Raw genomic sequence first — 13,294 nt, forward strand, 5'->3', positions numbered from 1 at the left:
AGACCATAATAAGAACAGCACATCCGATATGCGCTCTTCCATGAAAGGATCTCCTATGGCCCCGAAATCGAGCAATCCGCCTTCAACCACTGGCGCGGGCGCGCCCGCCGTCAGTGACCGCAACTCGCTCAGCATCGGCCCGAACGGCCCGATCCTGCTGCACGACGTCCACTTCCTGGAGCAGATGGCGCACTTCAACCGCGAGAAGGTGCCGGAGCGCCAGCCGCACGCCAAGGGTTCTGGCGCGTTCGGCGTGTTCGAGACCACCGAGGACGTCTCGGCCTTCACCAAGGCGGCGATGTTCCAGAAGGGTGCCGCCACCGAGATGCTGGCGCGCTTCTCGACCGTCGCCGGCGAGATGGGCAGCCCCGACACATGGCGCGACGTGCGCGGCTTCTCGCTCAAGTTCTATACCAGCGAAGGCAACTACGACCTCGTCGGCAACAACACGCCGGTGTTTTTCCTGCGCGACCCGATGAAGTTTCCGCACTTCATCCGCAGCCAGAAGCGGCTTCCCGATTCCGGTCTGCGCGACAACCACATGCAGTGGGACTTCTGGACTCTCAATCCCGAGAGCGCGCACCAGGTGACCTACGTCATGGGCGACCGCGGCCTGCCGCGTAGCTGGCGCAACATGAACGGCTACGGCTCGCACACCTACATGTGGGTGAACAAGGGCGGCGAGAAGTTCTGGGTGAAGTATCACTTCCACACCAACCAGGGCATGAAGTTCTTCACCAACGAAGAAGCCGCCGCGATGGCGGGCAGCGATGCGGACTTCCACCGCCGCGACCTGTTCGAGGCAATCGCCGCCGGCAAGCATCCGAGCTGGACGCTGTCGGTACAGATCATGCCTTACGACGAGGCGAAGTCGTATCGCTTCAACCCGTTCGATCTGACCAAAATCTGGTCGCACGAGGATTATCCGCTGGTGAAGGTCGGCACGATGCGGCTGAACCGTAACCCGGAGAACTTCTTCGCCCAGATCGAACAGGCGGCGTTCTCGCCCGGCAACACCGTGCCTGGCATCGGCCTGTCGCCCGACAAGATGCTGCTCGGCCGCGCCTTCGCCTACAACGACGCACAGCGCAACCGCATCGGTGCGAACTTCCACCAGTTGCCCGTGAACCGCCCGAAGGTGCCGGTGAACACCTTCATGTTCGATGGCCACATGGCCTTCGAGCACAGCGGCAACAAGCCGGTCTATGCACCGAACAGCGGCGGCCGCGCCTGGTCCGACGAAACCGGTCCGGTCGACAACGGCTGGGAGGCCGATGGCGAGATGGTGCGTGCGGCCTACACGCTGCATGCCGATGACGACGACTTCAGCCAGCCGGGCGCGCTCGTCCGCAACGTGATGGACGACGCCCAGCGCGACCGTCTCGTCAATCAGGTGAGCGGCAGCCTGCTCGGCGGCGTCAAGGGCGAAGTCCTCGCCCGTGCGCTCGACTATTGGAAGAAGATCGACGCCAAGGTCGGCAAGCGCATCGAGGACAAGGTGCACGCGAAGGCAGCGCCGCAACCGGCAGAAGGCATGGGCGAGCGCTAAGCGCCTGTTGCGATCACCGACAAACAAACCCCCGGCGAGTTCTGCTCGCCGGGGGTTTTCTTTGCAGAAGACTTAAGTAGCTGAGCGACAATGATCCGGCCGAGAAAAGCTTACTGGCCGTTGCCGGGAATGCCGGGATCGGCCCGCAGCGCATCGGGATGCGGCATCGAGATGATGTTGTAGCCCGCATCGACAAAATGCGTTTCACCGGTAACGCCACCGGAAAGCTCGGACAACAGATACAGCGCGGTGCCACCAAGCTCGTCGAGCGTGACGCCGCGGCCGAGCGGCGAATGCTTCTGCTGGAAAGCAAACATCGCGCGCGAGTCCCCGATGCCCGCACCGGCAAGCGTGCGCACCGGGCCTGCCGAGATCGCGTTCACGCGAATGCCGTCACGGCCATAATCGGCGGCGAGATAGCGGACCGACGCCTCAAGCGCGGCCTTCGCAACACCCATCACATTGTAGTTCGGCATCACGCGGGTAGAGCCGCCAAAAGTGAGCGTCACGACGGAGCCGCCATCCGGCATCAGCTCCGCGGCACGCTTCGTCACCTCGGTGAAGGAGAAACAGGAAATCACCATGGTGCGCGAGAAATTCGCACGCGTGGTGTCGGCATAGCGACCCTTCAACTCGTTCTTGTCGGAGAAGCCGATGGCATGGACAAGAAAATCCATCTTACCCCACGCATCCTTCAGCGCGGCGAATGTTGCATCGACGCTATCGATATCCTCGACATCACAGGGCAGGACATGCTTCGCACCAAGCGTTTCGGCGAGCGGCTTCACCCGCTTGCCGAGTGCTTCGCCCTGATAGGTGAAGGCGAGCTCAGCACCATGCGCGGCGAGCGCCTTCGCGATGCCCCAGGCAATCGAGTGATCGTTGGCGACGCCCATGACGAGCCCGCGCTTGCCTTGCATCAGTGATTGCATCTCGAAGTTATCCCACCCCGGCGCTTGATACCCCCTCTCCCCGCTCGCGGGGAGAGGGTCGGGGTGAGGGGCAAAAGGGCGCGGGGAAAAGCCCCTCACCCACCGCGAAGCGCGGCGACTTCTCCCCGCAAGCGGGGAGAGGTGAAAAACCATCAGGCATCAAGCCGCTTGAACACCAGTGTGGCGTTGGTGCCGCCGAACCCGAAGGAGTTCGACAGCACGGCTCCGATTTTGGCGTCGTCGATGCGCTTGCGCACGATCGGCATGTCGGCAAAGACCGGATCGAGTTCCTGAATGTTGGCGCTCTCACAGATGAAACCGTTGTTCATCATCAGCAGCGAATAGATCGCCTCCTGCACGCCGGTTGCACCGAGCGAATGGCCGGTGAGCGACTTGGTGGCGGAGATCGGCGGGCACTTGTCGCCCACGCCGAACACGTGACGGATCGCATTGATCTCGGGCGGATCGCCCGCCGGCGTCGAAGTCGCGTGCGGGTTGATGTAATCGATCGACGCCTTCACCGTGGAGAGCGCCATGCGCATGCAGCGCTCGGCACCTTCGCCCGACGGCGCCACCATGTCGTAGCCATCGGAGGTCGCGCCGTAGCCGACGATCTCGCCGTAAATCTTCGCGCCGCGCGCCTTGGCGTGCTCCAGTTCTTCCAGCACCACAACGCCGGCACCGCCCGCGATAACGAAACCGTCGCGGTTGACGTCGTAAGCGCGCGAGGCCGTGGACGGCGTGTCGTTGTACTTCGACGACATCGCACCCATCGCGTCGAACAGCACCGACAGCGACCAGTCGAGTTCTTCGCAGCCGCCCGCGAACATCACGTCCTGCTTGCCGTACTGAATCATCTCATAGGCATTGCCGATGCAATGATTGGAGGTCGCACACGCCGACGAGATCGAATAGTTCACGCCCTTGATCTTGAACCATGTCGCAAGCGTTGCAGAGGCAGTCGAGGACATCGCCTTGGGCACCGCAAACGGGCCCACGCGCTTCGGCCCCTTGGTGCGCGTGGTGTCGGCGGCCTCGACGATGGTGCGCGCCGAAGGCCCGCCCGATCCCATGATGATGCCGGTGCGCTCGTTGGAGACATCAGTCTCCTCGAGACCGGAATCGCGGATCGCCTGATCCATCGCGACGTGATTCCAGGCAGCGCCTTCCGCGAGAAAACGCATGGCCCGGCGATCGACGAACTCCGCAGGATTTAGCGTCGGCGCGCCTTGCACCTGTGAGCGGAAACCGAGCTTGGCATATTCCTCGGCACGCGTGATACCCGGCTTCGCCTCGTGAAGGCTCGCCAGAACTTCCTGAGTGTTGTTTCCGATGGATGAGACAATCCCCATCCCCGTGACGACAACTCGCCGCATACTTGCCTCGCCTTGCTCGATCCGCTGTTCTGGCCTTGTGTCCGGCCGTTTCTTCGGGCCTGGAAGCTTATTCCAGGCACTCCCGCACTGAATCACTTTCCGGCTTGCGCCGCCGCGTCCTGTTGAAAAAGTCCAACCTTCAGATCGGTTGCGCGATAAATAATCTCGCCATCCGTCGAAAGCCAGCCATCCGCGACACCGAGCACCAGCCGCGAGCGCATGATGCGCTTCATATCGATGTGGTACTGAACCCGCATCACATGGGGCAACACCTGCCCCGAGAACTTCAGATCGCCGAGGCCGAGCGCGCGCCCGCGCCCCGAACCACCGGTCCAGCCGAGGAAGAAGCCGACCATCTGCCAGAGCGCGTCGAGGCCGAGGCAGCCCGGCATCACGGGGTCGCCCTTGAAGTGGCAACCGAAAAACCACAGGTCCGGCTTAACATCGAGTTCGGCCCGGATAACTCCCTTGCCGAATTCGCCTCCGGTCTCGGTAATTTCGACGATCCGGTCGAACATCAGCATCGGCGGCAACGGTAACTGGGCATTCCCGGGGCCGAACAATTCGCCCCGGCCGCAAGCCAGCAAGTCCTCGTATTCATAGCTGTTTTGCCGCTCGCGCATAAAAACTCCCGTTTCGGCACAGTGCCGTTGCGAACCGGTCCTAACATAGGCATTTAAACCAGCAAAGCCGCGAGTGGCCGGGCGGTTTGCCAAATCCCGGCCCAGTTGCGAAAAACTTGCATGTGCACATGCCTTTCTGTACGATAGCTTTGAGAGGCTTCTGTTTTTCAAGGGTATCTGCGTTTCTAAAGGAACTACCGAAGTGAGCGACATGGACAGCACCGAGCTCCGTCACACCGCCGAAGAGGCCCTGCCTCGCTCCGGCCATCTGGATGACGCTGCGCACATTCACACCCCCGCGCCGAAGCTCACCGGCTGCCCGTGGCATGACGTCAACGAAATGTTGCAGTCCGTCGGCCTGCGTCCGACCCGCCAGCGCATGGCGCTCGGCTGGCTTCTGTTCGGCAAGGGCGATCGCCATCTCACCGCAGAAATGCTCTACGAAGAAGCGACCCTCGCCAAAGTGCCGGTGTCGCTCGCGACCGTTTACAACACGCTGAACCAGCTCACCGATGCAGGCCTTCTGCGCCAGGTCAGCGTCGACGGTACCAAGACCTATTTCGACACCAACGTCTCCTCGCATCACCATTTCTATCTCGAGTCGAATCACGAGCTGGTCGATATCCCCGACCAGAACCTGATGCTGCAGCAGATGCCGGAAGTGCCGGAAGGCTACGAGATCAGCCGCGTCGACATGGTCGTGCGGTTGCGCAAGAAGCGCTGAGCAGCGCACTAAAGCCCGACAGTTATTTCACTGATTTGCTTTTCGGCCGGGATCGTTCCCGGCCGTAGCATTTTGCGGGAGCGGCGCGAGACTTCAACGCGCTCTAGTTGAGCTTCTCGTCGGCGTAGACGCCCCACAGCCGCTGCTGACGAATCCAGCCGTCGAAGCCGTCGCCCGCGATGCGGCACCATGTACCGGTGCAGCGCTTCACCTGCGCGATCACGCCAGCCTGCAGCCGCGCGGCCACCGCACTTTCTTCATCGGGACGGTCACGCAGCACCGCGAGCTCGTCCTTGTTCTTCATGATCACCACGGCGGTGCGGCGGCCAGATAGCAGCGAGTGATAGACCCAGCCCTCCGAGCCTTCCGAATCGCGCACGCGTCGCCAGTTCTCGAACTCTGCCGTCACTTCGACCGGCAGCCCCGCGCGGGTGTAGATCCAGCTCACGTCCTGATCCTTGGTCGGGCCGCCCCGGACATTGACGTGATCGGACTTCAGGCTGACGTAACGCGGCACCGGCAGACCACTCGTCGTCTGCACGTCCTTGGCGGCCTGCCCGGTTCCGCCCGTCATTCCCCATGTTGCAAGCGCCAGCAGCATCGCCCAGATCGAAGACCGTAATTCCATCATCCGCATTCCGTTACTTCCGCTGCGCCGCATCTTAGACATTCGGACGAGACGCAAGGCCGACACCGCCACAACCGCCTTTCCCCAGCTATTCAGGTTCTTGTCTTGATCCGGCCTTCTGATAGAGAGGACCGAAGTCTTCAACACGGGATACCTTGGGCATAGAACGGGAAGCCTTCGCGGGCCGGCGTCCGGGTGTACATTCGAACACGTCGGTTAATGCGGACTGAACACCGCTCAGTCTGATCTTGAGGATGAACGATGTCGGGTAAGAAAAAGCCGCTGGTCGTCGTCACGCGCAAACTGCCTGACAGCACCGAAACGCGCATGCGCGAACTGTTCGATACCCGCCTCAACGTCGACGACGCTCCGATGACCAAGGCGCAACTGATCGATGCGGTTCAGAACGCCGATGTGCTGGTTCCGACCGTCACCGACGAGATCACCGCCGACATCCTCTCCCATGCCAACGGCAAGCTGCGGCTGATCGCCCATTTCGGCAACGGCGTCGACAATCTCGACGTCGCCGCAGCGGTCGCGCGCGGCATTACCGTCACCAACACCCCCAAGGTGCTGACCGAAGATACCGCCGATATGACCATGGCGCTGATTCTCGCCGTGCCGCGGCGACTGATCGAGGGCGCCTCCATCCTCACCGAAGGTGGCAAGTGGACCGGCTGGTCGCCGACCTGGATGCTCGGCCATCGCCTCGGCGGCAAGCGGCTCGGCATCATCGGCATGGGCCGCATCGGCCAGGCCCTGGCGCGCCGCGCCCATGCCTTCGGCATGCAGATCCACTACCACAACCGCCGCCCCGTCAGCCCCGCGATCGAGGAAGAACTCGGCGCGACCTACTGGGAAAGCCTCGACCAGATGCTGGCGCGGATGGATTTCATCTCGGTGAACTGCCCGCATACGCCGGCCACCTATCACCTGCTCTCGGCACGCCGCCTGAAGCTGATCCGCAAGGACGCCTACATCGTCAACACCGCGCGCGGCGAGGTGATCGACGAAGCAGCGCTGGTGAAGCTTCTCGAGGATGGCGACATCGCCGGCGCCGCGCTCGACGTCTACGAGCACGGAGCTGTGGTGCATCCGAAGCTGATCCGCCTCGCCAAGGCCTACAAGGTGGTGCTGCTGCCGCACATGGGCTCGGCAACGATCGAGAGCCGCGTCGACATGGGCGAGAAGGTCATCATCAACATCCGCACCTTCCTCGACGGCCACAAGCCGCCGGACCGCGTGCTGCCGAGCATGGTGTAAGCCTTCAGGAGCGATAACGCTCTAGCGGTGGCCTGACAGATCCGTGATGGTGGGATGGTCGCCGTTGAGCGGATTGGCGGGATCGCGCGCATAGCGCAGCGTCTCGAAGCGCATCGCGCGCGCATCGATCATCAGCAGCCGCCCGACCAGCCCTTCCCCGAAGCCGATGATCTCGCGGATCGCTTCCAGCGCCATCATCGAGCCGAGCACGCCCGCGAACGCGCCAACTAGACCTGCTTCCTCGCAGGTCGGGATCGTGCCGGGCGGCGGCGCTTCCGGAAACAGGCAGCGATAGGTCGGATTGAATTCGCCGTCCGCATTCTTCTCATGCGCGCGGATCGTCGTCAGCGACGCATCGAAAATGCCGAGCGCACCGGCAACCAATGTCTTGCGTGCAAGGAAACAGGCGTCCGAGACGAGGTAACGTGTAGTGAAATTGTCCGAGCCGTCGACGACGAGATCGTAGCCGCCGACAATCTCCAGCGCGTTGGTGGCCTGCAGCCGCGTCTGATGCGTGATGAAGCGCACATGCGGATTGAGCGCCGCGACGCTTTCCGCTGCGCTATCCGTCTTGGCCTTGCCGACATCGGCGGTGGTGTGAATGATCTGCCGCTGCAGGTTCGAGAGCGTCACCACGTCGTCGTCGATGACGCCAAGCGTGCCGACGCCGGCTGCGGCAAGATACATCAGAGCCGGTGCACCGAGCCCGCCCGCGCCGATCACCAGCACCTTCGCCGCCTTGAGCGCAGCCTGCCCCTGACCGCCGACCTCGTGCAGGACGATGTGGCGGGCGTAGCGTTCAAGCTCTTCGGACGTCAGCATGATATCGAGAACCTACTTCTGACAGCTCGGACACCAGAAGGTCGAGCGGCCGTTCTGAGTAAAGCGTTTGACGGTGCCCTTGCAACCACGCGTGCGGCAGGGCTCGCCTTCGCGGTCGTAGACCTGAAACGAATGCTGAAAATAGCCGAGTTCACCTGTGGTCTGGCGATGATCGCGCAGCGACGAGCCACCGGCCTCGATCGCGGCATTGAGGACGGTACGGATCGCCGGCACGAGCCGCTCCGCATGCCCGCTCGGGGCGCCGGTTCGCGACGCCAGCGTCGAGGCACGGCGTTTCGGCGACAGATGAGCGCGATAGAGAGCTTCACAGACATAGATGTTGCCGAGACCTGCCACGACGCGCTGGTCAAGCAGCGCTGCTTTCAGCGAGGTCGCCTTGCCTGCGCAGGCCTGCGCCAGCATCGCGGCATTGAATTCATTGCCCAGCGGCTCCGGTCCGAGCGCCTTCAGGAACGGTTCGGCCTCGAGGTCGGCGCGGGCCACGATCTTCATGTAGCCGAACCGACGCGGATCGTTGAACGAGATTACCGCGCCGTTGTCCATCTCGAACACGACATGATCGTGGGTGCGGCTCTCGCTGCGCGGATGATGGAAAATGCCGGGCGTCGCCTCCTGCCCGCCGTCCATGGCAACGCGGAAGGAGCCGGACATGCCGAGATGCATCAGCAGCACGTCGCCGGAATCGAGGTCGGCCAGCAGATACTTGGCCCGGCGGCCAAGCCCGGTGACGACGCGACCACCGAGCCGTGCGACGAAATCCGTCTGCAACGGAAAACGCAGATCGTTGCGATGGGCAGTGACGCGGGCGATACGCACACCTTCCATGGCTGGAATAAGGCCGCGGCGGACCGTTTCAACTTCAGGCAATTCGGGCATTTCGGATTCACCTTGAACGTCCGAGGTGATAGCGCCATTGCGCCCGCCACGCTATGGTGGCGGCCGGAGAATGAATATGAGCCAGGCGCCAGACAACTCGACACATTTCGGCTATCGGGAGGTCTCCCCCGACCAGAAGCAGGGCCTCGTCAACGAGGTCTTTCATAACGTCGCGCGGCGCTACGACCTGATGAACGACCTGATGTCGGGCGGGCTGCACCGGGTCTGGAAAAACCTGATGGTGGAGACGCTGAACCCGCCGCGCGGGGATGCCTCCTTCCGGATGCTCGACGTGGCGGGTGGCACCGGCGACATCTCCTTCCGGGCGGCGAAGGTGGCCGGTCCGAATTTCCATTCCACCGTCTGCGACATCAACACCGACATGCTGGCCGTCGGCCGCGAGCGCGCGCTGGCGCAGGGGCTTGAGGCCCGCGTCGATTTCGTCGAGGGCAACGCCGAGGCGTTGGCCTTTGCCGACCGAAGCTTCGACGCCTACACCATCGCCTTCGGCATCCGCAACGTGCCGCAAATTCCATTGGCGTTGCGCGAGGCCCATCGGGTGCTCAAGCCCGGCTCGCGGTTTCTCTGTCTCGAATTCTCCTCCGTCAATGTGCCCGGCCTCGATACGATCTACGATCTGTTCTCGTTCAACGTCATCCCGCAGATCGGCAAGGCCGTAACGGGCGACGCCGAATCCTATCGCTACCTCGTCGAATCGATCCGGCAGTTTCCGAAGCCGGATACGTTTGCGGACATGATCCGCGACGCCGGATTCGCCCGCGTCAAATACGAACTGTTTTCGGGCGGCATCGTCGCGCTGCATTCGGGCTGGCGCTTGTGATCTCATCGCTCGTGCATATTTCGCGGCTTGCCCATGCTGCCTTCGTGTTCGCACGCGAAGGCGTGTTTGGCATTGTCGATCCCTCGCCACTGCCGCCGCCCGCGCAATTCGCGATCCGTCTTGCGCGCCTGATCGAGCGGCGCAATGCAGGCTCCGGCGCGCGGCTGTCGCGGGCGCTGACGCGACTTGGCCCGACCTACGTCAAGCTCGGCCAGTTCCTTGCAACCCGCCCCGATGTTGTCGGCGTCGTCATGGCGCGCGATCTCGAAAACCTGCAGGACCGTCTACCGCCGTTCCCGCAAAGCGAGGCCATCGCGGTGGTCGAGGGCGCGCTGGAAAAGCCCATTTCATCGCTGTTCGCATCATTCGGCCCATCGGTTGCCGCAGCTTCGATCGCGCAGGTGCATCGCGCGGAAGTGTCCGACGCAAACGGCACGCGCACCGTCGCGGTGAAAATTCTGCGCCCGCATGTCGATGCGCGCTTTCATAACGATCTTAGTGCGTTTCGCTATGCCGCGCGCAAAGCGGAAGGCGTGTCGTCGGAGGCGCAGCGGCTGCGCTTCACCGAGATCGTCGAAACGCTTGCCCGCTCTGTTGCCATGGAGATGGACCTGCGGCTCGAGGCAGCCGCCCTCTCCGAGATGGCGGAGAACACGCGCGAGGATGCCGACTTCCGCGTGCCCACCGTCGATTGGGATCGCACCAGCCATCATGTGCTGACGATGGAATGGATCGAGGGCATCGCGCTCAACGATCGCGCACGACTGGAAGCTGCCGGCATCGATCTGCCTGCGCTCGGCCGCAAGGTGATCCAGAATTTTCTGCGGCACGCGCTGCGCGACGGCTTCTTCCATGCCGACATGCATCCCGGCAATCTGTTCGTCGATCAAAGCGGACGGCTCGTCGCGGTCGATTTCGGCATCATGGGCCGGCTCGGACTGAAAGAGCGGCAGTTCCTCGCGGAGATTCTCTACGGCTTCATCACCCGCAATTATCGCCGCGTTGCCGAAGTGCATTTCGAGGCGGGCTATGTGCCCGCGCACCATTCGGTCGAGAATTTCGCGCAGGCCATTCGCGCCATCGGCGAGCCGATCCACAATCGCGCCGCCGACGAAATCTCGATGGCGAAATTGCTGACGCTGCTGCTCGAAGTCACCGGACTGTTCGATATGCGCACGCGGCCCGAATTGATCCTGCTGCAGAAAACCATGGTGGTGGTGGAGGGCGTCGCGCGCGCCTACGATTCCAAGCTCGACATCTGGAAGACGGCCGAGCCCGTGGTGCGCGAATGGATCGAGCGCAATCTCGGCCCGATCGGCCGCATCCAGCAGGCCGCCTCCGGGGCGGGCGATCTCGGCCGGATCATCTCCGGCCTGCCGGCCATCGCTACCCGCTCGGTCGCCGCGCTGGAGCATTTCGAGAGCATGACCCGCGGGGGGCTCGTGCTCTCGCCGGAAACCGTGGCGGCGCTCGGCCGCCAGCAGGCCCGCACCCGGCGCTGGACCACGCTGGCGCTCTGGGTGATTGCACTGAGCCTCCTGGGGCTGCTCTGGATATCCATCCGGGCGTAGGCATTGCAATCATATCTGCAATGATTTGATTGCAATGCAATCAAATGCTAGATTTACGCATGGCCAGCCTCACCGTCCGCAAACTTGACGACGCCATCAAGACCGCGCTCAAGCTGCGTGCGGCCCAAAGCGGCCGCTCGGTCGAGGATGAACTGCGGGTGATCCTGCGGCAGGCCGCTTTCGAGGATAGCGCGCCCTTGCCGCCCGCTGCCGCTCCGGAGACGCCCTCGCCGCCCCTGCAGGCACCCGAGGGGCGCTACCGCGTCACCCTCATCATCGGCGGCGGCATCGCTGCCTATAAGGCCCTCGACCTGATCCGCCGCCTCAAGGAATGCGGCTGCGAGGTGCGTTGCGTGCTGACGCGCGCGGCCGAACGCTTCGTCACGGCGCTCAGCGCCAGCGCGCTGGCGGGAAGCCCCTGCCACACGGATCTGTTCGACCCCACGAGCGAGTTCGATGCCGGGCACATCCGCCTCGCGCGGCATTGCGACCTCGTGGTGGTCGCGCCCGCCACCGCCGACCTGATGGCGAAGATGGCGCAGGGCCTCGCTGATGATTTGGCGAGCGCGATCCTGCTTGCCACCGACAAGCCGGTGCTGCTTGCGCCCGCGATGAACCCGGCAATGTGGAATAACGCCGCCACCAAACGCAATGTTGCCCAGCTTGCCCGCGACGGCCGCACCTTTGTCGGCCCCAACCGCGGCGAAATGGCGGAAGCGAACGAGGCAGGCATCGGCCGGATGGCCGAGCCGCTCGAGATCGCCGCGGGCGCGCTGACGCTGCTGCAGCCCGCGCAAACACAAATCCTGAAAGGCCGTCGCGTACTGATCACCGCGGGGCCGACGCATGAGCCAATCGACCCGGTGCGCTATATCGCCAACCGCTCCTCCGGCAAGCAGGGCTACGCCATTGCCGTGGCGGCGGCAGCCGCCGGCGCCGACGTCGTGCTGATCTCGGGGCCGGTCAATCTGCCGGACCCGAAGGGCGTCAAAACAATCCGGGTCGAATCTGCCCAGGAGATGCTCGCCGCGGTCGAAGCCGCGCTGCCAACTGAGGTCGCGATCTTCGCCGCAGCGGTTGCGGACTGGCGCGTTGCGCAGGCCGGCGCGCAGAAGATCAAGAAAGGCAAAGACGGTGCGCCCGCGCTGGAACTCGTCGAGAACCCCGACATTCTCGCGACCATTGCAAAGCGCGCGACCGGCCGGCCGCCGCTCGTCATCGGCTTTGCCGCCGAGACCGAGCATGTCGCCGAGAACGCTCGCGCCAAGCTCGCCCGTAAAGGCTGCGACTGGATCGTCGCCAACGATGTATCGCCCGCGACCGGAATCATGGGCGGCGACAGCAACGCGGTGCAGATCTTCATCAAAGACCAAGAGGCGCCGGAAGCCTGGCCCGCCATGAGCAAGACCGACGTCGCGGCACGCCTTGTCGCGCGCATCGCCGATACGTTTTCATCTTCGACAGAAAGTACCCCCGCCTCATGACCGAACCGCTGCGGATTGCCGTCACCCAACTGCCGCATGGCCAGGGCCTGCCGCTGCCCGCCTACCAGACCGAGCACGCCGCCGGGCTCGACCTGCTCGCTGCGGTGCCGGAGGACAAGCCACTTGCAATCGCGCCGGGCGAGCGCGCGCTGGTTCCGACCGGGCTCGCGATCGCACTGCCTGCGGGCTACGAGGCGCAGGTGCGTCCGCGCTCGGGCCTCGCCGTCAAGCACGGCGTCACCGTACTGAACGCGCCGGGCACGATCGATGCCGACTATCGCGGCGAGATCGGCGTGCCGCTCATCAACCATGGCCGTGAGACCTTCATCATCCGGCGCGGCGAGCGTATCGCGCAGATGGTGGTCGCGCCTGTGGTGCAGATTGCGTTTGAACCGGTCGCGGAACTGCCAATGAGCGCGCGCGGCGCCGGCGGCTTCGGCTCAACGGGCCGCTGACACCGTCTTCATCATCACACTGCGCCAACGAATTGGCGCTGATCCGACACGTTCACGGTCTGGACTCTTACCCCTCGAGTCCCGGGGAGGGTATTGTGATTTGATTCGTGGGCGGCGGTTAGGTCGGGA

Annotated in this window: 13 protein-coding genes; 7 read left to right on the forward strand and 6 right to left on the reverse strand. The window is 63.7% G+C overall.

Going from position 1 to position 13,294, the window contains the following annotated elements; translation table 11 throughout:
• Positions 1-55: 55 nt before the first annotated feature.
• Positions 56-1,549, forward strand: a complete 1,494-nt coding sequence (locus tag OCA5_RS00170) for a catalase (RefSeq protein WP_012561676.1) — start codon at positions 56-58, stop codon at positions 1,547-1,549.
• Between the two features lie 110 nt (positions 1,550-1,659).
• Here the strand turns inward: OCA5_RS00170 and fabI are convergent, their stop codons facing one another.
• From fabI to fabA, 3 genes are all read right to left on the reverse strand, one after another.
• Complete coding sequence (gene fabI / locus OCA5_RS00175) at positions 1,660-2,481, reverse strand: enoyl-ACP reductase FabI (RefSeq protein WP_012561675.1); 822 nt, start codon at positions 2,479-2,481, stop codon at positions 1,660-1,662.
• A 152-nt stretch (positions 2,482-2,633) separates the two neighbouring features.
• Entirely contained in the window at positions 2,634-3,857 is a 1,224-nt protein-coding gene (fabB, locus tag OCA5_RS00180) for a beta-ketoacyl-ACP synthase I (RefSeq protein ID WP_013912696.1), read from the reverse strand.
• Positions 3,858-3,949: 92 nt separating this feature from the next.
• Positions 3,950-4,480 carry a 3-hydroxyacyl-[acyl-carrier-protein] dehydratase FabA gene (gene fabA, locus OCA5_RS00185; protein ID WP_012561673.1) on the reverse strand — a complete coding sequence of 177 codons (531 nt, stop codon included), beginning with the start codon at positions 4,478-4,480 and terminating at the stop codon, positions 3,950-3,952.
• Positions 4,481-4,691: 211 nt separating this feature from the next.
• On the opposite strand from fabA, the gene irrA reads away from it, so the two are divergent.
• The gene (gene irrA / locus OCA5_RS00190; RefSeq protein WP_013912697.1) at positions 4,692-5,204 is read left to right on the forward strand and encodes an iron response transcriptional regulator IrrA; all 513 of its coding nucleotides are present in this window, start codon (positions 4,692-4,694) and stop codon (positions 5,202-5,204) included.
• A 103-nt stretch (positions 5,205-5,307) separates the two neighbouring features.
• On the opposite strand, the gene OCA5_RS00195 is transcribed toward irrA, so the two are convergent.
• A complete protein-coding gene (locus OCA5_RS00195) occupies positions 5,308-5,778 on the reverse strand; it encodes an SH3 domain-containing protein (protein WP_244396215.1) in 471 nt (156 codons plus the stop codon).
• Positions 5,779-6,093: 315 nt separating this feature from the next.
• Between OCA5_RS00195 and OCA5_RS00200 the strand changes: the two genes are divergently transcribed.
• Positions 6,094-7,095, forward strand: coding sequence for a 2-hydroxyacid dehydrogenase (locus OCA5_RS00200; protein ID WP_012561670.1), 1,002 nt, complete (start codon positions 6,094-6,096; stop codon positions 7,093-7,095).
• Positions 7,096-7,116: 21 nt separating this feature from the next.
• On the opposite strand, the gene OCA5_RS00205 is transcribed toward OCA5_RS00200, so the two are convergent.
• Both OCA5_RS00205 and mutM read right to left on the reverse strand, forming a co-directional pair.
• On the reverse strand, positions 7,117-7,917 hold the full coding sequence (locus OCA5_RS00205; protein WP_012561669.1) for a HesA/MoeB/ThiF family protein: 801 nt from the start codon (positions 7,915-7,917) through the stop codon (positions 7,117-7,119).
• A gap of 12 nt (positions 7,918-7,929) precedes the next feature.
• Positions 7,930-8,814 carry a bifunctional DNA-formamidopyrimidine glycosylase/DNA-(apurinic or apyrimidinic site) lyase gene (gene mutM, locus OCA5_RS00210; RefSeq protein ID WP_012561668.1) on the reverse strand — a complete coding sequence of 295 codons (885 nt, stop codon included), beginning with the start codon at positions 8,812-8,814 and terminating at the stop codon, positions 7,930-7,932.
• Between the two features lie 76 nt (positions 8,815-8,890).
• On the opposite strand from mutM, the gene ubiE reads away from it, so the two are divergent.
• Genes ubiE through dut form a run of 4 tightly spaced genes read left to right on the forward strand, consistent with a single transcriptional unit; the run spans position 8,891 to position 13,165 of the window.
• Entirely contained in the window at positions 8,891-9,655 is a 765-nt protein-coding gene (ubiE, locus tag OCA5_RS00215) for a bifunctional demethylmenaquinone methyltransferase/2-methoxy-6-polyprenyl-1,4-benzoquinol methylase UbiE (RefSeq protein WP_012561667.1), read from the forward strand.
• Positions 9,652-11,226 carry a 2-polyprenylphenol 6-hydroxylase gene (ubiB, locus tag OCA5_RS00220; protein ID WP_012561666.1) on the forward strand — a complete coding sequence of 525 codons (1,575 nt, stop codon included), beginning with the start codon at positions 9,652-9,654 and terminating at the stop codon, positions 11,224-11,226. The genes ubiE and ubiB overlap by 4 nt, the downstream gene beginning before the upstream one ends.
• A gap of 59 nt (positions 11,227-11,285) precedes the next feature.
• Positions 11,286-12,710 carry a bifunctional phosphopantothenoylcysteine decarboxylase/phosphopantothenate--cysteine ligase CoaBC gene (gene coaBC / locus OCA5_RS00225; protein ID WP_012561665.1) on the forward strand — a complete coding sequence of 475 codons (1,425 nt, stop codon included), beginning with the start codon at positions 11,286-11,288 and terminating at the stop codon, positions 12,708-12,710.
• Positions 12,707-13,165: a dUTP diphosphatase gene (dut, locus tag OCA5_RS00230; RefSeq protein WP_012561664.1), complete on the forward strand. Its 459-nt coding sequence runs from the start codon at positions 12,707-12,709 to the stop codon at positions 13,163-13,165. The genes coaBC and dut overlap by 4 nt, the downstream gene beginning before the upstream one ends.
• The last annotated feature ends 129 nt before the right edge of the window (positions 13,166-13,294 follow it).

Origin of the sequence: Afipia carboxidovorans OM5 (assembly GCF_000218565.1) — a bacterium.
Classification (GTDB): domain Bacteria; phylum Pseudomonadota; class Alphaproteobacteria; order Rhizobiales; family Xanthobacteraceae; genus Afipia; species Afipia carboxidovorans.